This is a genomic window from Bacteroidota bacterium (assembly GCA_016711505.1).
Lineage (GTDB): Bacteria > Bacteroidota > Bacteroidia > AKYH767-A > 2013-40CM-41-45 > JADKIH01.
Window position 1 is genome coordinate 14,754 of record JADJSV010000011.1, and the last position, 19,931, is coordinate 34,684.

Genomic DNA, 19,931 nt, shown 5'->3' on the forward strand with positions numbered 1-19,931 from the left:
GCTGGAATTTTAAGGTGAAAAATTCAGCGGCCGGAGAATAACCTGCTGAAAACACAACATGACCGGTTTATTCAAAACGGTCATGTTGTATTTAGGAAAAATTATTTTGCGTTTTTCTCGATGTATTCAATTGCCTGACCTACAGTGGCAATTTTTTCTGCTTGATCATCAGGGATAGCGATATTGAATTCTTTTTCGAATTCCATGATCAACTCAACCGTATCAAGAGAATCTGCACCCAGATCGTTTGTGAAGCTCGCTTCAGGGGTAACTTCTTTTTCATCAACACCTAATTTGTCGATGATGATTGCTTTAACTTTTGCTGCAATGTCTGACATGATTAATCTTTTTTGTGATTTGTTTTTATTTGTGTTGCAAAGTAAAATTTATTCAGGCTAATAACAAAATGTGCCCTTTTTAAATCCTATTCTTTGCTGTTAATTGGTTCTTCTTTTCGGAGTTCACTTTATTCGTCTTCTGAAATCATATTAAAACTTTGATTTGCAGACGAATAAATAAAACTAAACAGATTATTATTCCACGAAAATACTCTTTTTTAAGTCACTTCGTGATTATGGTAAAAACCATTGTATTAAATTATAGATCAATGCTGCCATTAATGCTGAAACCGGAATTGTTAAGACCCAGGCCCAGATCAATTCAATTGTCACTCCCCATCGCACAGCACTTACTCTTTTTGTAACCCCAACACCTATTATACATCCGGTGATCGTATGCGTAGTACTTACCGGAATCTTGAAATGTTGTGTTCCAAATAATGTGATCGCTCCTGCTGTTTCTGCACTAAAACCTTCAAATGGAGTGAGTTTGGTAACTTTTTGACCCATCGTCTTTACAATTTTCCACCCACCGAATAATGTCCCAAAGGCAATTACTGAATAACAGGCTAAAGGAACCCATTCAGGTAACTCCTTCGTTTCTGCAATCAATCCTGTTGAAACCATGGCTGCGGCAATAATCCCCATAACTTTTTGGGCATCATTTCCACCATGTCCTAAACTGTATGCTGCTGAAGAAAGTAATTGTAATCTCCTGAAAATCCGGTCAACTTTCGAGGGATTCGATCTCTGCACAATGGTAATAGTAATTACAGAAATTATATATGACATGATCATACCAATAACAGGTGCCAATACAATGAAATAGATCACAGGCATGATCTTGTCAAGTTGAACTGCATGAAACTGGCCGGCATTTGCAATTCCCGCTCCGGCAAAAGCTCCGATCAATGTATGTGATGAACTGGATGGAATTCCCCACCACCAGGTGAGAAGGTTCCAGATAATTGCTGCTATCAATCCGGCAAAAACAACATTTAAGGTTATAAATTCCGGTTTAACAGTTTTGGCAACTGTATCAGCAACCTTCAATTCAAACATCCAGTAGGCGATGAAGTTGAACATTGCCGCCCAGATCACGGCGCTTAATGGTGATAATACCTTTGTCGAAACAACTGTAGCTATTGAATTCGCTGCATCATGAAAGCCATTGATAAAATCAAATATCAATGCCAGTACTATGATAACTATTAGAAATGTAGTCATAAATCGAAAGGATAATCCTGATTATGCTTGTTTAACAATTATTGATTCGATCACGTTGACAACGTCTTCGCATTTGTCTGTTGCAGTTTCGAGAGCAGAAAGAACTTCTTTGATCTTAATGATCTCAATTGCATTTTTCTCATCTTCAAACAATCGAGCTACAGCATTGTCGAAAATATCGTCTGCATGATTTTCAAGACTGTTCACTCTTACAAGCGATTCTTTTATTCTGATAATATTTTTCATGCTTCTCAAAGAACATACAGCTATGTTGATCTCTTCTGCAGATTGGAGTATCAGCTCAGAAAGTTTGATCATCGAAGGATGAATCGGATCTACTTTGTATAATGCTATCCGTTTTGCTGATCCATGAATATAATCCACAACATCATCCATTGCCGATGCTAAATGCTGAATGTCTTCACGATCAAAAGGCGTAATGAATGTAGAACTTACTTCCTGAAAGATGTTGTGAGTGATCTCATCCCCGACATGCTCAAGTTTTTCAATTTCGCGGATAAAAGCCGACCGCTTTTCAGCTGAAGTAGTGGTCAATGCTTCTACCAGAACTTTTGAAATGGCCACTAAGTTTGCAGAAGCACTTTCGAATAGAGGATAAAATTTACGATCCTTCGGAACGAAATACTGTAAGATTGGATTTACTGACATAGAGTTGGTTCTTAGCTTATTAAACTAATGTTTTTAAAGTTCAATTGTGGGAATAAAAGCTTCCCTGCAGGTATTTTAATGGTCGGTAAAGTAATAAAAATAAAAGCGGAGATTTTTTAGAAATAAAAAATATTCTTACACACAGATGTGTACTTTTGTTCCTATATGAAACGTCTTGCCATTTTTGCGTCCGGTTCAGGTACAAATGCCGAAAACATAGCCTTACATTTTTTTGATCATAAACTGGCAGAAGTTTCTCTCATAGTTACCAATAATGCCAATGCCGGTGTGATCGAACGTGCAAAAAAATTCTCGATCCCGGTTTTGATTGTTTCCAAAAAAGAGTTTTCTGATTCATCGTTCATAGAGATTTTGAAGGACTGGCATATCGATATGATCATCCTGGCGGGATTTCTCTTGCTGGTTCCGACCACATTAATAGATGCTTTCAAGGGGAAAATTATCAATATCCATCCGGCCTTACTTCCTTTATTTGGTGGAAAGGGCTTTTATGGAGCAAATGTTCATCAGAAAGTAATCGAAACAAAAAGTCTGATTTCGGGTATTACAATTCATCACGTGAATGAGTTTTTCGATGATGGCGAGATCATTTTCCAGGCCGCTTGTCATATCGACGCAGCAGATACTCCGGATACATTAGCCGGGAAAATTCATCACCTTGAGAAAATGTACTTTCCCGTGGTCATTGAAAAAATTGTTCAACAGCTTCCCTGATAATGATAAAAAGATTGACCGCATTTAATCCGGTTAAATTTTCCCTCATACTTCTTTTCACTGCATTTGTAATTGCGGGCGGAGCCGAATATATTCAATATAAAACAGTCTATTCCGGACAAGCTCTGATTTCAAATGCCGAAAAGAAACTGATCGGACTTGAAAAGGAGATGAAGGCTTCTTTGAAAAAAATAAAGTCATTTGAAAAAGAAGATGAATTCCATAATTACTTTTTTCATAGCGGTTTCGAAAATATCGGCTTTAGCTTTTATGTTATTCAGAATGGAAAAATAATCTATTGGTCCGATAACGAACCTGTCGTAACTCCGGAAGATTTTAATTCCAATGAACAAGGAAAATTGTTGTCTTTGCCAAACGGAGATTTTCTTTTTTATTCTGAAACGTCAGCAGATAAAAAATTTGTCGGACTGATCATTCTGCGTCATAATTACGATTATGAAAATAAATATTTAGTAAACGGATTCAATCAATCACTGGGATTATCTGCTTCTTTTGTAAACGACAAAGACGGAAAATTTCAATTTCATTTGCCTGACGGGAAAGTTGGTTACAATCTTCACTTTGAAAATATTTCTGATACTGAAAATGGTGTTGCTAAATATCTTTATTTTCTTTCAGTAATTCTTTGTCTGATCGCTTTACATATTTTATTCAGAAACTATTTCCGAAGTTCCGTTCTTGCCGGAAGCGTTTTTGTATTAGTAGTTCTTTTACTCAGAACTCTGATGATCGCTTATAAAATTCCCGGAGAATTTTATAAGCTTCAGATCTTTAGTCCGCAGTATTATGCCTCTTCCTTTTATTTTAATTCTCTCGGCGACCTGCTCATAAACGCTTCAATTTTTTTACTGATAGCGGTAAACTTATATCAATTCAGTAAAAAGATAAGAAGCACTTTAGGAAATATTTTTCTCGCATTGATCTTAGTATGCGCTCTTGCCGGAGGTTTTCACTCTCTTATCACCGGTCTGATCATAAATTCTCAGATCTCATTCGATGTGAATACTCCTTTAGAGATGAGCGAATTCAGCTTGTGGGCCTTTGCTGCAATTTCGATTCTGCTGATCACTTTTTTGTTTTTTATTGCAACTGTACTGCGGTTATTTTCCGGATATAAAATTTCTACCGGACATGCATGGGTTGCAATTGCATTTTGTGCTTTGTATTCTTCGGTTTTATTAAATGAATTAAATTGTTTCAAAGAACGGGAAAGCAGAAAACTTCTTGCACAGAAAATTGGTGTCAGACAGGATCATGTTGCCGAATATTTATTTGATGAAGCCGGAAAAAAAATTGAATCAGACACTCTTCTCCCCCGATTAATTCAGCAGAAGGAAAACATTACCGCATACATCACTCAGAAATATCTTAACGGATATCTTTCCAGATTTGAAAGCAACATCTACGCATTTCCGGCTAATGATACAAATTATGTTATCGATGGACGAACGCTTGCTAATTTTCAACAACAGGCAGATAATGGAAAACCAACTTTTGGGAGAAATCTTGTTTACCTTAACAATGACAATGGGAGATCATCTTATCTTGCATTTATACCGATAGAGAGTAAGCAGCAGTCAGTATACACTATTGTAATTTTAATGAATGCACGATTCCTTCAAACTGAAGAAGGTTTCCCGGAATTATTCATGAGTGGACAATCGCAGGAAAATATTTTTCCGAAAGAATATTCTTTTGCACGTTACAGCGATCTTTCTCTGATCTATGAATATGGAAGTTTTACCTATTCTCTTACCGATAAAGATTTCCGCAAGTCGCTCGATGAATTTACATTCATCGATCTGAATGGATACAACCATCTTGTTTACAGGATGAATGCCAACTCGGCCATTGTTGTAAGCCGACCGATAGAGAACATTTTTACATTGGTGACTCTGTTTTCATGGATGTTTGCTTTCTCAGGAATTACTGCCTTTCTCATCTATATTTTGTCGATTGTACTTTCACCAAGTAGTTATTTTACCTGGAACCTCATGCGGAGGATTCAGGTGTCAGTTGTAGCTGTTGTTGTGTTAAGTTTTATTCTTGTCGGAGCCGGAACAGTAATTTACATCGATAAAAAATATCAGGACGATGAACGAAAGAGCATTTCAGATCAGGTAAATGCGCTATGGTTTATGATCAGTGAAGATGCTTCGGCTTATCTGAACGGACAAAATTATCCGGAATTATTCGGTGTACTTGATCGCATTGTGGGGAATACCAATATAGATTTCAATTTGTTCGATGCCGATGGTGGTCTTTTATATTCGTCACAACCGAAGATCTACAAGCAGAATATCGTTAGTCAGCGAATGAATCCTGAAGCATTATATGAGATCAGAAAAAATCAGTTAACGCAATTTATCAATCCTGAGAATGCCGGACAATTGAAATACATTTCTGCTTATGCACCGATCACAGACAGAAATGGTGCTGTGAAAGCATATCTGAGTTTACCATATTTTGAAAAACAAAATGAATTGAATAAAGAAGTCTCGGGATTTCTTTCGGCCTTATTAAATATTTATGTGTTTCTACTTGCGATTGCTGTATTTGTAACTGTTGTGATTTCTTCGAGGATCACAAAACCACTTTTACTTATTCAGGAAAAAATGTCAGGCGTTCGCTTAGGATCAATCAACGAGAAGATTGCTTATCAGAAGAATGATGAGATCGGACAATTGGTTCATGAGTATAACCGGATGCTTGAAGAACTGGCATCCAGTGCCGATAAACTGGCGCAGAGTGAAAGAGAATCTGCCTGGCGCGAAATGGCCAAACAGGTTGCGCATGAGATCAAGAATCCATTGACTCCAATGAAACTTTCAGTGCAGCATTTGCAAAGAAATCTTCAGCATAAAGATGATAAGGATCGCGAATTTGTAAACCGGATCTCTGAAACGTTGATCCAGCAGATCGATACTTTGTCAGCAATTGCAACTTCGTTTTCTGATTTTGCAAAGATGCCACAGGCAAAACCTGAGAAGCTCGACCTGCTTCAGATCATCACTCCGATCGCTGACCTTTACCGCGAAATCCCGAATCTTGAAATAAAATTGTCAGGTAATAATGAAGCACATTTTGTTCACGCAGATAAAGATCACCTGAATAGAATTTTCTCAAATGTTCTGAAGAATGCGCTTCAGGCAATTCCTGATGAACGAAAAGGGAAAATTACAATTGATATAAAAAATACTATAAATGATATTCGAATAGAGATTTCTGACAATGGTATTGGCATTCCTGACGATAAAAAAGACAAGATCTTTATCCCAAATTTCACAACAAAATCCAGTGGGACAGGATTAGGATTGGCCATGGTGAAGAATCTGGTGGAGCAATCTGGTGGGAAAGTCTGGTTTACAACAGAGGTCAATTCAGGAACTACATTCTATATTGATCTGCCTAAGGCCTGAGGAAAAAATGTGGCTAAAGCCACTTTGTGTTCCTTATTCTTCTTCCGTCAGCTAAAGCAGACGGCAATAAAGCTGATACTTTCCTTAATTGAATTAGCCAAGACTAATGAGATTAAAATTGACACCTTCCTTTATTGAATATGCTATAGTTGACGGCAATAAAGTTGACAATTTCTATTATTGATTCGCATAGCGCCACATTTTATTGCCATCAGCATTAGATGAAATTATTTATTGCCGGCAGCTTTAGCTGAACATCTTTATTGGCGTCAGCTTTAGCTGACGGATAGAAAAAGAAGTAGTTTCCTGGCTTTAGCCACATCAATCTAGCTGAAAAAAAGATGTTTATCTTTCTTCAATTTTTAAACTAAACAAGAAATACAAGCCTGAACATATTGGATAAATAACATTACTATCTTTGTCCCAAACCTTTCGAATCTCGAATCTCAGATCTCGATTTATAAATTCAACCCTTCGAATAACCCCGACAAAAAAATGAATCGTCCGATACGCGTATTAATTGCAAAAGTCGGTCTCGACGGACACGATCGTGGCGCAAAAGTCATTGCATCTTTTCTCCGTGATGCCGGAATGGAAGTGATCTACACCGGCCTCCGCCAGACTCCCGAAATGGTTGTCAATGCTGCACTACAGGAAGATGTGGATGTGATAGGTGTTAGTATTTTATCCGGCGCACACATGACTGTATTCCCAAAGATCATTACACTGATGAATGAGAAAAAGCTTGACAATGTTCTATTGACCGGCGGCGGAATCATTCCGACAGATGATATGAATAAACTGATGGCTCTCGGCTGCGGAAAGTTATTCGCTCCCGGAACTGATACGAAGGAAATTATTAGGTATATAAAGAATGAAGTTGAATTGAAACGGGGGAATATTAATATTTGACTATAGACTTACCCATAAATTCAGTTTGAGTTTGAAGTGTGAAACGACCACACTCCACACTTCAAACTCAAACTGAATTTAAGAGTAGTTTCAAGAAAAAAAGCACCAATAATCCATTTACAAACAATGTACACAAACATCCTCACAGAAACCCAATCAAATACTTGTATCATCACAGTAAATCGTCCCGATAAACTGAATGCCCTCAATCATGAGACCATTCAGGAAATTGGAAAGGCTGTTGCTGCTGCAGAAAAAGACAACGATGTTTATGGAATTATCATCACCGGTAGTGGAGCAAAAGCATTTGTTGCAGGTGCTGATATTTCAGAGTTTTCAAAATATACTGTTGAAGAAGGAAAAAAATTAAGCGCCGACGGGCAAAAAGTTTTTAAGTCGATTGAACTATGCAGTAAACCTGTGATCGCTGCAGTGAATGGTTTTGCATTGGGCGGAGGTTGCGAACTTGCAATGAGTTGTCATATGCGCATTGCATCCGACAATGCAAAATTCGGTCAGCCGGAAGTGAAACTTGGATTGATTCCAGGATATGCCGGAACACAACGACTTGTGCAATTGATCGGTAAAGGAAAAGCGATGGAGTTATTGATGACAGCCGATATGATCGGTGCCGGAGAAGCACATACTCTGGGACTTGTCAATTATGTAACTGCTCCTGCAGAATTAATGTCAAAGACATTCGAGATCCTCAATAAGATCTATGCTAACGGTCCCCGTGCGGTTGCAGGAATTATTAATTGCGTTGATGCTTTTTTCCAGGACGGTGTTGATGGTTCAGCTTTTGAAATTGAAGAGTTTGGAAATTGTTTTGGAACTGATGGATTTGTTGAAGGGGTTGATGCATTCTTAAATAAAAGAAAAGCGAATTTTCGGTAGAGTGTCACGGAAAAAATCAAGAGTTATTTTTCTCCCGCTGATTGCGCAGATAAATACGCAGATAAAATCGCAGATTTTGTGTTCCTTAAATTCGCTAGTATTGAATTGATCTAACTCTAAAATCAAAAGACAGACAATAAAGTAATGATAAATTTCGAGCAGCATAAATTTTGATGAAGCCCGATCTGCGTATTTATCTGCGCCTTCATCTGCAAAATCTGCGGGAGAAAACACACAGCTATTTATTCACATAGCATTAATGGTTCTGATCTCGAAGAGATCTCCGCGGATTTTCTGCGTGCTCTGCGCAACTCTGCGGGAAATAATCATTACTGATACAAACCCGCACTGTAATTTGATTAAAAGCTCTGCAGTTTGAGTGTGTAGTATGAAAAGCTCACACCCCACACTACAAACTCAAACTGAATTTAGGAGTTTACCCAAACAGCACCCAGAATCGTCTTCACATCTTCAAACCTATCTAGGTCCATTAACTCATCGGCTGTGAATTCAACGATCTCAATATCTTCATCACCAACTCCACCGCCTTTGGAAATTTTCTGATCAACATCAACATAGAACAAATGCATTTTTTCAGTACTCGCTCCGGGAGAAGAATAGAAACTATATAAGAATCGTACATCGTCTTTGTTTACTGAATATCCAAGCTCTTCAGCGATCTCACGGATGATACAATCTTCCAGCGAAGAGTCTTCTTTGTCGACCATTCCTGCTACCAGTTCGATAAGATCTTTCTTTGCACCAAGACGATATTGTTTTACAAAAAGGTATTTGTCGGTTTCTTTATTGAACACTACTGCGCAAACAGAATCACCACGTTCAAGGCATTCATAGATCTCTTCCGACTGATCGTTACTGTTCTTAATGGTGTATTTATTTACTTTAAGAAACTTGCCATCATATGCAACTTCTTCAGCAGTGATTTTCTTAGACATAAGTTTTATATATTTCGACAAAAGTACAACTCAATTTTGTTAAAGATGAAAGCAATTCATTTAGTTATTCACGGCCGGGTACAAGGTGTTTTCTTCAGAAAGTACACCTTCGACAAAGCAAACGATTTAGGGCTCAAAGGTATGGTGAGAAATTTGCCCAACGGAGACGTAGAAATCATTGCAGAGGGTAGGGAAGAGGTATTGAAAGAATTTGTTGATTGGTGTTATAAAGGTTCGCCGGCTTCAAAGGTGAGTTCTGTTGATATGAAGTACATAGTATATTCAGGGCATAAAGCATTCTCAATAGAAAATAAACCTTAAGAACACAAGTTCACAAAAAGAACACGGACTAATTCCGTGTTCTTTTTGTGAACTTGTGTTCTTAAGTGTTTAAATGGTTACCAACGCCCACCCCTTGAAAAATAAACTCCAACCCCATCCGTTCACTAACTTCCTTTCCCCACTTTTGCCTTCCAGTTACACTTCGAATCCCGAACAGAAAAATTGAGCATCTATAAAAAACTAGCCGGCCAAACCGCCATTTACGGACTAAGCAGTATTGTTGGAAGGCTATTGAATTATCTCTTAGTTCCGATTTACACTCGCGTATTTGAAGCCGGAGAGTATGGGGTTGTTACACAACTGTATTCTTTCATTGCTCTGATGACTGTCTTATTTACTTATGGCCTGGATGTTTCTTTCTTCCGATATTTCCAGTCTGAAAAAGGAAATCCTAAAGTATACTGCACTTCATTGATCTCCATTATTTTTTCATCAGTCGTTCTTGGTGGATTGATCATTCTTTTTGCTCCGCAACTTTCCGGATTAATAGGTAGTCCTGATACAGCGCCTGTAGCAGGACAAAGTCCTATGGTCTATATCGCTCTCTTTGCAGGAGTACTTGCATTCGATGCCATATCTGCAATTCCGTTTGCAATGCTTCGTCAGCAAAACCGCGCGAAGCGATTTGTTTTCATTCGACTCGTTAGCATTTTTGTAAATATCGGATTGAATGTTTTCTTCTTTCTCATTTGTCCATGGATACTAAAATCAAATCCTGATTCATTCATCGCCTCAATATATTATCCTGATTTCGGTGTCGGTTATGTTTTTGTTTTCAATGCAATTTCATCTCTCATTGTTTTGGTCATGCTACTTCCGGACTTTTTAAAAATCGAATGGTCATTCGATACAAAACTCTGGAAAGAAATGATGATCTATTCTTTTCCATTGATGATCGCCGGACTTGCAGGTATGATCAATGAAACATTCGACAGGGTTCTTATTCCTTATCTCATCGCAGATAAATCCACTGCAATGGCTCAGTTAGGAATTTATGGAGCATGTTATAAACTTTCTATTTTAATGACGCTCTTTATTCAAACCTTCCGTTACGCTGCCGAACCTTTCTTTTTCAGTCATTCCACAAAAGAAAATCCGCAGAAAACTTATGCAGATGTTATGCATTACTTCGTTATCGTTTGTGCTTTCATCTTTCTGGGAATAATGCTCTTTATGGATTTCATTCAGACATTTATCGGAAAAGATTACCGCTCCGGACTTCCGGTAGTTCCGATTCTGTTGATGGCGAATCTATGTCTGGGAGTATTTTACAATCTCTCCATCTGGTATAAACTAACATCTAAAACACGTTGGGGTGCTATTCTGTCTTTGATCGGTGCAGTCATCACTCTTGTTTTCAATTTCGCGCTAATACCTTCAATGGGCTACATGGGTGCGGCATGGACTACTCTGATCTGCTATGCGTTGATGATGATCATCTCCTATTTCCTTGGACAAAAAGTTTATCCGGTGCCATACAGGATTGGCCCGTTCTTTTACTTCATAGCGATATCAATAGTGTTATGGCTTGCCGGCGATCTTATTCATACATCAATTCAACCCGGAAAAGTCTTTTACGTACTAATTAATTGTTTCATACTGCTCATCTTCATAATTTTAGCATACCTTCAAGTGAGGAATAAAAATGGTTACCTTCGCAAGGTTTCAGAGGAAAAATGACCACTTTTATAGAAAACAAAACCATGAAAATCAGTATCATCAACAGATCCCATCATCCATTGCCTTCTTACGAAACCCTGCATGCTGCGGGAATGGATATCCGTGCGTTCATTACTGATCCGGTCTCTCTAAAACCTTTGGAGCGCACAATCGTTCCAACGGGTCTCTTCATTGAATTGCCGGCAGGAATTGAAGCGCAAGTCAGACCAAGGTCAGGACTTGCTGCTAAAAAAGGAGTTACTGTTCTGAATTCTCCGGGAACAATTGATGCAGATTACAGAGGCGAAATAAAAGTCATTTTAGTCAATCTGTCAAACGAGGAATTTATTATTAATGATGGTGAAAGAATTGCTCAACTTGTAATTGCCCGTCATGAAAAAGCAGAATGGGCACCAACAGAATCTCTCCAGGAAAGTGAAAGAGGAGCGGGGGGATTTGGATCAACAGGAACAAAATAAATTATAAACGAATAAAAAACACGAATGAGAATTATTGTACCAATGGCCGGAATGGGCAAAAGAATGCGTCCACATACGCTTACAGTTCCAAAACCTTTAATTCCGGTTGCCGGAAAACCCATCGTGCAATGGTTGGTGGAAGATATTATTAAAGTATGTGCTGAAAAAGTAGAGGAGATCGCTTTTGTAATTGGTGACTTTGGTGAAGAAGCCGAGAAAAACCTGATCGCAATCGCAGAAAAACTGGGAGCAAAAGGAACGATTCATCACCAGGACGAACCTCTTGGTACTGCACATGCAATATTGTGTGCAAAAGATGCGTTAAAAGGTAAGGTCATCGTGGCTTTTGCAGACACTCTTTTCCGCGCCGATTTTAAGATCGACGATAAACAGGAAGGCGTGATCTGGGTCAATAAGATCGAAGATCCAAGAATGTTTGGTGTGGTAAAATTAGATTCAACCGGAACAATTACTGATTTCGTTGAAAAACCTACGGAATTTATTTCTGATCTGGCAATCATCGGTATCTACTATTTCAAAGACGGCGATTACCTGAATAAAGAATTGCAATATTTAATTGATAATAACATCAAAGAAAAAGGTGAATATCAATTAACAAATGCTTTAGAAAATATGAAGAAAAAAGGAACGAAATTCGTTCCGGGTAAAGTTGATGAATGGCTGGATTGCGGAAATAAAGATGCTACTGTTTATACTAACAAGCGCGTACTTGAAATGAACCGCTCGGCAGCTATGATCTCTTCTTCAGTAAAAAAAGATAATTCCATTATAATCGAACCATGTTATATCGGAGAAAATGTTGAATTGAAAAATTCAATTGTTGGACCGCACGTTTCACTTGGTGCCGGATCGAAAATTGAAAACTCAGTTGTGTCGAACAGCATCATTCAAACGAATTCAAAAATTAAAAACAGTGTAATTGATAATTCTATGTTGGGAAATTCAGTCGAATACAATAATTCAGCTGAACAACTTAGTCTTAGCGATTATTCAACACACATTTCTTAATTAATAATATATAATAGATAATTAATAATGAAGGATAGTTCTGCGGATGTTGCGGATATTCTGCGTATCCCAATAGCTATCGGGACTGCGGGAAATAAATTCAAATTACGAATCTCAAAAAAATGAACAGATTTCTTATATTTTCTCTATCAGTTGTGCTTCTTGCTGGTTGTAAGGGCGGACAAACTGCTACTACTACACCGGCGAAGACGTCTCAACCAAAAACTGAAATGTCTGATGCGCAACGTGCAGAAGTTACTTATGCATTCTTCAATGCAAACAAAGAAAAGATCTTAGGTAATCTGGAAAATGCTGCAGGATTGTTTTCTGAGGTAATCAGAAAAGATCCGAATAATGCAGCAGCAATGTATGAGCTGGCAAATATTTACAGCGAACAAAAGAAATTTGCTGATGCAATATATTTTGCAAAAGGTGCTTATCAACTCGACAAAACGAATAGCTGGTATATTTTAACCTACACTGAACTTTTACAGAAAAATAAAAAGTTTACTGAAGCAGCAACAATTCTGGAAAAAGCTGTTGCTGACGCACCAACAAAACCTGACTTCTATTATGAATGGGCTTCTGCACTTCTTTATGCCGAAAAACCTGCTGATGCAATTAAAGTGTATGATAAACTCGAATCACAGGTTGGTATTACACGCGAAGTTACAATGCAAAAATCGCGCATTTATCAGCGAATGAATAAGAATGAAAAAGCCATTGAAGAATTAGATAAACTTATTGCACTCGATCCGAAAGATTCACAAGCTTATGGTATGAAGGCAGAGATCTATCAGGCAATGGGTAAAAAGGATCTGGCACTGGATACTTACAATAAGATTTTAGCTATTGATCCTGATAATCCTTATGTGCATTTATCGTTAGCGGATTTCTATCGCAACGGTGGCGAAAAAGAAAAGTCTGTCGAAGAATTGAAAAAAGCATTCTTGAATAAAGAACTGGATATCGGTACTAAGATCAGTATTCTCAGTTCTTATTATTCTTTGATAGAAATTCATCCTGAACTAAAACCACAGGCACTTGAAATGTGTCAGCTACTTGTGCAGGCAAATGCTAATGAGCCGCTTGCACATACTGTGTATGGTGACTTCCTTATGAGAGATAAAAAGTGGGAAGAAGCTAAAGTTGAGTATTCAAAAGCAAAAGAATTAGGTGCGAAAGATTTTCTGGTTTATAATCAGTTGATGTTTATTTATGTTCAACTTGCCGACTGGAAATCTCTTTTATCTGAAAGCGCGGAGGCAATGAGTCTCTTTCCTGAACAACCAATCACTTATTACTTTAATGGTTTTGCAAATATTCAGAATAAAAAATACAACGATGCCATTTCAACTTTAAACACCGGAGTGAAATTAGTTGTGGACGACAAAAGACTTGAAACAAATTTTCTTTCCAGTCTGGGTGAAGCATATAATGAGATCCGCGATTTTGTAAAGAGCGATGAGAGTTTTGAAAAAGCTCTCGTGCTGGATCCTAAAGATGCAAATGTGATGAACAACTATGCATACTTCCTTTCAGAACGAAATGAAAAACTTGATCGTGCTGAGCAACTTTCGAAAACTTCGAATGAACTTGAACCAAATCAATCTTCTTATGAAGATACATACGGATGGATCATGTACAAACAAGGAAAATATTCTGATGCGAAGATCTGGATAGAAAAATCCCTTGCTAACGGCAGCGATAAGAGCGCAACTGTCCTTGAACATTATGGTGATGTTGTGTTTCATCTTGGTGATAATGTAAAAGCTCTCGAATACTGGCAAAAAGCCAAAGCCGCAGGTGATGGCGCATCTGATTTTTTAGAAAGAAAGATTCTTGAAAAACGGATTTTTGAATAATCTGATGGTACGATTTAAATTGAAAAAATTTCGGATCCTGGTTATTAGATCCGGAAATGTTTCCCGCAGACTTGCGCAGAATACGCAGAATATCCGCAGAAATATTTTTCACTTTTCACTTTTCACTTTTCACCTTCTGTTTCTTTTTGTTTCCTGTAAGTCGTCTAAGAAAATCGTCGAGTCTCCTTCCGCTTTAACAAAAATCAAAGGCGAAGAAGTCATCCAGGTTTTTGATAGTGTGCTTGTTCATCAGTTTCAGTTTAATAACCTGACGGCGAAAGCAAGTGTCGATTATACTGATCGTACCGGCGATACTAAAAGTTTCGACATCAATCTGAGAATGAAAAAAGATAGCGCTGTTTGGATCTCCATTACACCGCTGCTTGGGATTGAAGCTGCGCGATTGATGGTAACAACAGACAGTGTATTCATGCTTGATCGTGTACATAAAACTGTACTTAAACGGGATATCAATTATTTTGGCGAAATGCTCCGGACGAATGTTAATTTCGATATGTTGCAATCTGTGATCGTTGGAAATTATTTTCAGTATCTGGAGAAAGAAAAACTAAAATCAATTTACGAGGAAGAGCCTTATATTATTTTGAGTTCACTCAACAAGCGTCAGGTAAGAAGAGCTTCTGAAGAAAAGGATCCAACTAAACCTGTCATTCAGGATTTCTGGATCGATGGCAATTACAGAATAGCAAAATCAAAGATCACTGACGATAAACTTGATCGATTTGTTGAAGCAACTTATAAAGAATTTACCGATGTAAGCGGTTCATTGTTCCCAAGCAATCTTGTGCTTACAATTTCCGGAACAACACCAACGATCATGAAGATCAATTACTCAAAAGTGTCGCAGGTGGATTCATTGTCGTTGCCGTTTTCTGTGCCGGAGAAATATGACTTGAAATAAAACTTTAAATTAGATAACAGAACTGATTTTTCTATAATTTACAGGCATCAAGCTATTTTTTTTTATTTTTACATTTACTAATCACGCTTAATACTTGTTCAACAAAACAAACATTGTCAAATCAATTGTCTACCGGTGTTACTCTTCATCGATCACAATATGCGTTGCATTTTATCTTACAGGAAGTTTTAAGAAGGCACTTTCAATCGGTATACTTGATTCAATGTTCAAGATCTTGTCTTATTACTTCTTTGATTCAGTGTGGCACAAAGTAGTTGGTTTCAAAGCAAAACCTGCTGTGATCTGGTTAACAGGATTAAGCGGCTCCGGAAAAACTACCATTGCAAAAAACCTGATGGAAAAGTTTAAAGCAAAAGGTGTAGTTCCTGTTTTGCTCGATGGCGATGAAATTAGACACGCTATCCGTCAAACCGGATATGACAGAGATTCAAGAAGAAAGCATAATCTGAATGTCGGCTTTATCGCTTCTTTGTTTGAGAAACAGGGAAACATAGTAATTGTTGCACTCATATCTCCATACGATGATGTTCGGAATGAAATCAGAAATATGTGCGCAAAGTTTATTGAAGTATATGTTTCCACTGACTTGCAGGTATGTATCGACCGTGATGCAAAAGGACTCTACAAAAGAGCCATTGCCGGTGAACTGGAAAACTTTACCGGAATTTCCGACTCTTATTTCCCACCTTCACAACCTGAAGTAGTTGTTGAAACTGCAACAATGTCCATTAAAGAATGTACTGTGAAGATTCTGGATTTTTATCGGAAGCAGAAGTAGGGTGTTTTTATTTCCCGCAGATTTCCGCAGATGAAGGCGCAGATATTTTGTATAATTGGTATCACTATTCGAAATTTATAAATATTTTTTTCGTAAAAATTTCTCCGCCATTTTTAATTCGGATAATATAAATTCCTGTTTTTATTTCCGGAATAATTTTATTGTAATAGAATCCATTAAATTTCTCATTGAATAGAACCTGGCCATACAGATTAAATAGTTGAACTTGTTTTATAGTCAATGATTCATCATTAATTTTGACCTGAAGAAGGTTATTTTTAATTGAAATGGAATAAGATTGTTCTGAAATAGGTTTATTTACATTTACTAAGTTGCAGAAGTCGTCTAAAAAGAAATATGATGAATCGATTGTGTAGGTCATCGTATCAGGCGGGTAATTTGCATTGACATTGTCTGTGATAAAGTTTATATCATATACATTTGGTAAAAGTGAAGAAGTTGAAATATTAATCGGGAATTGTTGCATACAATTAATTTGACCAATCGAATCACTTTTGATCAAATAATTCGAATTACTTTTGGTATATGATAAAAGGAAACCTCCGTCTGAAGTATTCAGAATCGCATTTGGCCAGGAATCAGTTCCTCCTTCAAAAGAATTTGACCAGATAATATCCAAATTGAGGTCGAGCTTAAATAAGCAAAGAGAACTAGGGTTAGAACTGGTTTTCCCAAAAATAACAATCTGACTGTCTGTGCTCATTGCTTGCATAGATATTCTCAGATCGTTGCTTGTAGTATTTGGAATATAATTAAACTGATAGGAACGCTGTCTTAAAATATTAAATCCTGTGTCCATTATACAAAAATAATTGCTACTGCTATTTGGAAAGTCATACCCGCAATTTGAAAAAAAATAATTTCCATTTGGTAGCTCAATTAAATTTGTTCCTGTGAGAACGCCTGTAGAAAACTGAAATGTTTTAAATTTATTCCATCTTTCATCTATCTGATCAAATTCATAAATGGCCATAAATCCATCTGCGCCATCCGGTTCTACGCCTAACCGATATAAATTATTTGTTGTTTTCAAAAAGTTCACACTGAATCTTGAATAGGTTGTAAACCCTCGTTCCTTACAAAAGATTTTTGTACCGGATGAATCATACTTAAGAAAGTCAATATCTATAGAACCATTTCCTACAATGTGTAATCCACTTATCAGCAACTCATCGGCACTGTGTTCAATAAAATTCTGCGCAAAAATTCCTCTGTCAAAAGAAGTAAAATGAAGAATATTTCCTGCACTGTCTAATTTAAAATAGCTACCCCCAACCGGAAACCCATGCTGGACAACACTGAGAGAATCGCCCCATACATATAAATTTGTGCTTTCTCCCTGATATAAATTTGAGTTAATATACTTTGGCGTTGTATTTAATTTCTTTGACCAGATCACATTCAAGTCTTCAGTTAGCCGGATGAGATTTGTTGAATCGTTTGTACTTAAAGCATAATATCCACCTCCATTTGCTTTAATAATATTGAAATGGGAAGTTGGGGATTGAGTATATTTTGAATTTGTCTGGCCTGAACAATACAAAGCCTGAATGGTCAAAAGAAAAACAGAAACAATTGATAGATTGGATTTCATCGATTTGTATTTCGAAAGTCTTCCAAGGAATGAAATTCTTTCATTTAAAGCTAGTATTAATTGGCGAATACGTTCTTTGAAAGGATTTAAGTTTTGTTTTAACACCCTAACCCTTTGTCCTTATCATACCCCGTCCCATTTTGACTTTTAACTTTTGGACTTCAAAAAATCCCCAACTTTTCTCAATTTTGTGCGTTAAAAACGACCTGACATTCTATAGAAATCAATGCATTCCGTTTCTGCGTTTTCCTTTAATTTTAACAAAAGCAAGCAAAAATTGCTTCTAATCCGCTTTTTCTCAGTGGTTTGGATGGTTATGCTTTTTTCAGGGGTTTCTTACGGTCAATCGAAGAAGGAACTGGAAAAGAAGAAGAATGCGATTCAAAAAGATATTGAATATACTAACCAGCTTTTAAAACAAACGAAGAAAAATAAATCTGCTTCATTGAATCAGTTAGTGACTCTGAACAAAAAGATCACCTACCGGTCTGAACTTATTTCTACCATCAACACGGAAATCAATTCCGTGGAAACGGAGATCGGTGCTGTAAGTACAAATATTGATTCCTTGAATTCGAGAATGGTCAATCTGAAAAAGCAATATGGACAGATGCTTTATTTCGCGTATAGGAATCAAAGTACCTTTTCTAAATTGATGTTTGTTTTTTCTGCAGAAAGTTTTAACCAGGGATTTAAACGCATGCAATACTTGCGACAGTTAAGCAAGTATCGTGAACGTCAGCACGACAAGATCGTGGAGACGCAGGATTCACTTAATGGGAAGAAAACAAAACTGCAGACAGTAAAGCAAGATAAAAAGCAATTACTTACTTCTCAGGAACGTGAGAAAAAACAACTTGATAAAGAGAAGAAAGAGCAAGTGCACATGCTCAATAATCTGACTTCGCGCGAGAAAAGATTGCGTGCGGAATTAAAAGAGAAAGCACGTCAGGAACAAAAACTCGCAGATAAGATCGAAGACATCATCAGGAAAGAAATTGAGATGGCAAAGGCTGCAACGAAACGTCAGTCGAATTCAGGTGCAAGCGCAAGCAAACGAAAAACAGAAGTTCCTAATCCGGGTGCCGCTGTTTTGTCTAACACTCCGGAAACAATCAAACTCAGTAACGATTTCGAAAGCAATCGCGGTCGTTTACCTTGGCCGGTTGAACAGGGAATTATCAGTTCATCCTTCGGACGACATTCTCATCCTGTCTGGAAAGATGTTGTGGTGAATAATAATGGTGTAAACATCAACTCCGGTAAAGGCGCAAAAGCAAGATCGATCTTCGAAGGAAAAGTTATCCGTGTTCTACTCGTAGTCGATAAGTATGCTGTGTTAATTCAGCATGGTGAATACTTTACATTGTACTCCAATCTTGAACAAGTTTATGTAAAAGCCGGCGACAAAGTCATAACCCGTCAGCCTTTAGGAGTCGTTCAAACCGATGAGGAAGACGACAAAACGGAGCTTCACCTGGAGGTTTGGCGCGGAAGTAATAAAATGGATCCTGAAAACTGGATTGCCTCAAAAAGATAGTTTCAACAAGAAAAACGGATATTTAACAATCAATAGTATAATTTAAATCATCATTTAAGGTAAATGAAAGGATAAATCTCACGATTCTGACAGGATTTTTCTTTACATTTGCAACGGTTTAAAGAACCATAAATCAAATCAAAATGATCTCATCGATTTTACTTGGATTTCTAGGCGGTCTTGGCGGCGGAGAAATTTTTCTTTTAGTAGTTGTTATCCTCATCTTTTTTGGAGGCAAAAGAATTCCTGAACTTGCCCGTGGACTTGGAAAAGGAATCAGAGAATTTAAAGATGCTAAAGATGGGTCCCCTACAAAGGACGACGAGTTAAAAAAATAATTTCTGAATGCGGATTTCGAATTTCTGATTGAAGCTCAATCCGCAATTCGAAATCCGCAATCCGAAATCTTTTACTTTGAGCTTCTGATTCTTTCGATCATGTCCACCGGAATCTCTTCCCGAAATGGTTCCAGTGCTTTATGGTCCCGACTTTCTAATTCCGAAATCA

The 19,931-nt window shown here is 37.4% G+C and carries 19 protein-coding genes; 14 read left to right on the plus strand and 5 right to left on the minus strand.

The window, feature by feature from the left end; genetic code table 11:
- Positions 1–101: 101 nt before the first annotated feature.
- The 3 genes from IPL24_12165 to IPL24_12175 form a co-directional block, all read right to left on the minus strand.
- Positions 102–338: an acyl carrier protein gene (locus IPL24_12165; GenBank protein ID MBK8364389.1), complete on the minus strand. Its 237-nt coding sequence runs from the start codon at positions 336–338 to the stop codon at positions 102–104.
- Between the two features lie 234 nt (positions 339–572).
- The gene (locus tag IPL24_12170; GenBank protein ID MBK8364390.1) at positions 573–1,565 is read right to left on the minus strand and encodes an inorganic phosphate transporter; all 993 of its coding nucleotides are present in this window, start codon (positions 1,563–1,565) and stop codon (positions 573–575) included.
- A gap of 21 nt (positions 1,566–1,586) precedes the next feature.
- Positions 1,587–2,234 carry a DUF47 domain-containing protein gene (locus IPL24_12175; GenBank protein MBK8364391.1) on the minus strand — a complete coding sequence of 216 codons (648 nt, stop codon included), beginning with the start codon at positions 2,232–2,234 and terminating at the stop codon, positions 1,587–1,589.
- 165 nt (positions 2,235–2,399) lie between these two features.
- Here IPL24_12175 and IPL24_12180 point away from each other — a divergent pair, with 165 nt between their 5' ends.
- The 5 genes from IPL24_12180 to IPL24_12200 all read left to right on the plus strand — a co-directional run bounded on the left by IPL24_12180 (position 2,400) and on the right by IPL24_12200 (position 8,597).
- Positions 2,400–2,969: a phosphoribosylglycinamide formyltransferase gene (locus tag IPL24_12180; protein ID MBK8364392.1), complete on the plus strand. Its 570-nt coding sequence runs from the start codon at positions 2,400–2,402 to the stop codon at positions 2,967–2,969.
- A 2-nt stretch (positions 2,970–2,971) separates the two neighbouring features.
- Complete coding sequence (locus IPL24_12185; GenBank protein MBK8364393.1) at positions 2,972–6,409, plus strand: HAMP domain-containing histidine kinase; 3,438 nt, start codon at positions 2,972–2,974, stop codon at positions 6,407–6,409.
- Positions 6,410–6,904: 495 nt separating this feature from the next.
- Positions 6,905–7,321 carry a cobalamin B12-binding domain-containing protein gene (locus tag IPL24_12190; protein ID MBK8364394.1) on the plus strand — a complete coding sequence of 139 codons (417 nt, stop codon included), beginning with the start codon at positions 6,905–6,907 and terminating at the stop codon, positions 7,319–7,321.
- A 126-nt stretch (positions 7,322–7,447) separates the two neighbouring features.
- Positions 7,448–8,218: an enoyl-CoA hydratase/isomerase family protein gene (locus tag IPL24_12195; protein MBK8364395.1), complete on the plus strand. Its 771-nt coding sequence runs from the start codon at positions 7,448–7,450 to the stop codon at positions 8,216–8,218.
- 151 nt (positions 8,219–8,369) lie between these two features.
- Positions 8,370–8,597: a BC10 family protein gene (locus IPL24_12200; protein ID MBK8364396.1), complete on the plus strand. Its 228-nt coding sequence runs from the start codon at positions 8,370–8,372 to the stop codon at positions 8,595–8,597.
- Between the two features lie 49 nt (positions 8,598–8,646).
- Here the strand turns inward: IPL24_12200 and IPL24_12205 are convergent, their stop codons facing one another.
- Positions 8,647–9,174, minus strand: a complete 528-nt coding sequence (locus IPL24_12205; protein MBK8364397.1) for an NUDIX hydrolase — start codon at positions 9,172–9,174, stop codon at positions 8,647–8,649.
- Between the two features lie 45 nt (positions 9,175–9,219).
- Between IPL24_12205 and IPL24_12210 the strand changes: the two genes are divergently transcribed.
- From IPL24_12210 to cysC, 7 genes are all read left to right on the plus strand, one after another.
- Positions 9,220–9,495, plus strand: a complete 276-nt coding sequence (locus tag IPL24_12210) for an acylphosphatase (protein ID MBK8364398.1) — start codon at positions 9,220–9,222, stop codon at positions 9,493–9,495.
- A gap of 183 nt (positions 9,496–9,678) precedes the next feature.
- Positions 9,679–11,196 carry a polysaccharide biosynthesis protein gene (locus IPL24_12215; protein MBK8364399.1) on the plus strand — a complete coding sequence of 506 codons (1,518 nt, stop codon included), beginning with the start codon at positions 9,679–9,681 and terminating at the stop codon, positions 11,194–11,196.
- Positions 11,197–11,219: 23 nt separating this feature from the next.
- Entirely contained in the window at positions 11,220–11,654 is a 435-nt protein-coding gene (gene dut / locus IPL24_12220) for a dUTP diphosphatase (protein ID MBK8364400.1), read from the plus strand.
- A 24-nt stretch (positions 11,655–11,678) separates the two neighbouring features.
- Positions 11,679–12,683, plus strand: coding sequence for an NTP transferase domain-containing protein (locus IPL24_12225; protein MBK8364401.1), 1,005 nt, complete (start codon positions 11,679–11,681; stop codon positions 12,681–12,683).
- Between the two features lie 122 nt (positions 12,684–12,805).
- On the plus strand, positions 12,806–14,548 hold the full coding sequence (locus IPL24_12230) for a tetratricopeptide repeat protein (GenBank protein MBK8364402.1): 1,743 nt from the start codon (positions 12,806–12,808) through the stop codon (positions 14,546–14,548).
- A complete protein-coding gene (locus tag IPL24_12235) occupies positions 14,526–15,470 on the plus strand; it encodes a DUF4292 domain-containing protein (protein ID MBK8364403.1) in 945 nt (314 codons plus the stop codon). Before IPL24_12230 ends, IPL24_12235 begins: the two co-directional genes overlap by 23 nt.
- A gap of 94 nt (positions 15,471–15,564) precedes the next feature.
- Entirely contained in the window at positions 15,565–16,269 is a 705-nt protein-coding gene (cysC, locus tag IPL24_12240; GenBank protein MBK8364404.1) for an adenylyl-sulfate kinase, read from the plus strand.
- A gap of 64 nt (positions 16,270–16,333) precedes the next feature.
- Here the strand turns inward: cysC and IPL24_12245 are convergent, their stop codons facing one another.
- The gene (locus IPL24_12245) at positions 16,334–17,884 is read right to left on the minus strand and encodes a T9SS type A sorting domain-containing protein (GenBank protein ID MBK8364405.1); all 1,551 of its coding nucleotides are present in this window, start codon (positions 17,882–17,884) and stop codon (positions 16,334–16,336) included.
- A 277-nt stretch (positions 17,885–18,161) separates the two neighbouring features.
- On the opposite strand from IPL24_12245, the gene IPL24_12250 reads away from it, so the two are divergent.
- Positions 18,162–19,424: a peptidoglycan DD-metalloendopeptidase family protein gene (locus tag IPL24_12250; GenBank protein ID MBK8364406.1), complete on the plus strand. Its 1,263-nt coding sequence runs from the start codon at positions 18,162–18,164 to the stop codon at positions 19,422–19,424.
- A gap of 143 nt (positions 19,425–19,567) precedes the next feature.
- Positions 19,568–19,762, plus strand: a complete 195-nt coding sequence (locus IPL24_12255) for a twin-arginine translocase TatA/TatE family subunit (protein ID MBK8364407.1) — start codon at positions 19,568–19,570, stop codon at positions 19,760–19,762.
- Positions 19,763–19,931 lie beyond the last annotated feature (169 nt).

Excerpts from the sequence above, each read along its gene's own strand:
- IPL24_12195 (MBK8364395.1), top strand. The coding sequence starts at position 7,448 with ATGTACACAAACATCCTCACAGAAACCCAATCAAATACTTGTATCATC.
- IPL24_12190 (MBK8364394.1), top strand. The coding sequence starts at position 6,905 with ATGAATCGTCCGATACGCGTATTAATTGCAAAAGTCGGTCTCGACGGA.
- IPL24_12245 (MBK8364405.1), bottom strand. The coding sequence starts at position 17,884 with ATGAAATCCAATCTATCAATTGTTTCTGTTTTTCTTTTGACCATTCAG.
- IPL24_12175 (MBK8364391.1), bottom strand. The coding sequence starts at position 2,234 with ATGTCAGTAAATCCAATCTTACAGTATTTCGTTCCGAAGGATCGTAAA.
- IPL24_12225 (MBK8364401.1), top strand. The coding sequence starts at position 11,679 with ATGAGAATTATTGTACCAATGGCCGGAATGGGCAAAAGAATGCGTCCA.
- IPL24_12180 (MBK8364392.1), top strand. The coding sequence starts at position 2,400 with ATGAAACGTCTTGCCATTTTTGCGTCCGGTTCAGGTACAAATGCCGAA.
- IPL24_12205 (MBK8364397.1), bottom strand. The coding sequence starts at position 9,174 with ATGTCTAAGAAAATCACTGCTGAAGAAGTTGCATATGATGGCAAGTTT.
- IPL24_12230 (MBK8364402.1), top strand. The coding sequence starts at position 12,806 with ATGAACAGATTTCTTATATTTTCTCTATCAGTTGTGCTTCTTGCTGGT.
- IPL24_12255 (MBK8364407.1), top strand. The coding sequence starts at position 19,568 with ATGATCTCATCGATTTTACTTGGATTTCTAGGCGGTCTTGGCGGCGGA.
- IPL24_12185 (MBK8364393.1), top strand. The coding sequence starts at position 2,972 with ATGATAAAAAGATTGACCGCATTTAATCCGGTTAAATTTTCCCTCATA.
- IPL24_12165 (MBK8364389.1), bottom strand. The coding sequence starts at position 338 with ATGTCAGACATTGCAGCAAAAGTTAAAGCAATCATCATCGACAAATTA.
- dut (MBK8364400.1), top strand. The coding sequence starts at position 11,220 with ATGAAAATCAGTATCATCAACAGATCCCATCATCCATTGCCTTCTTAC.
- IPL24_12170 (MBK8364390.1), bottom strand. The coding sequence starts at position 1,565 with ATGACTACATTTCTAATAGTTATCATAGTACTGGCATTGATATTTGAT.
- IPL24_12210 (MBK8364398.1), top strand. The coding sequence starts at position 9,220 with ATGAAAGCAATTCATTTAGTTATTCACGGCCGGGTACAAGGTGTTTTC.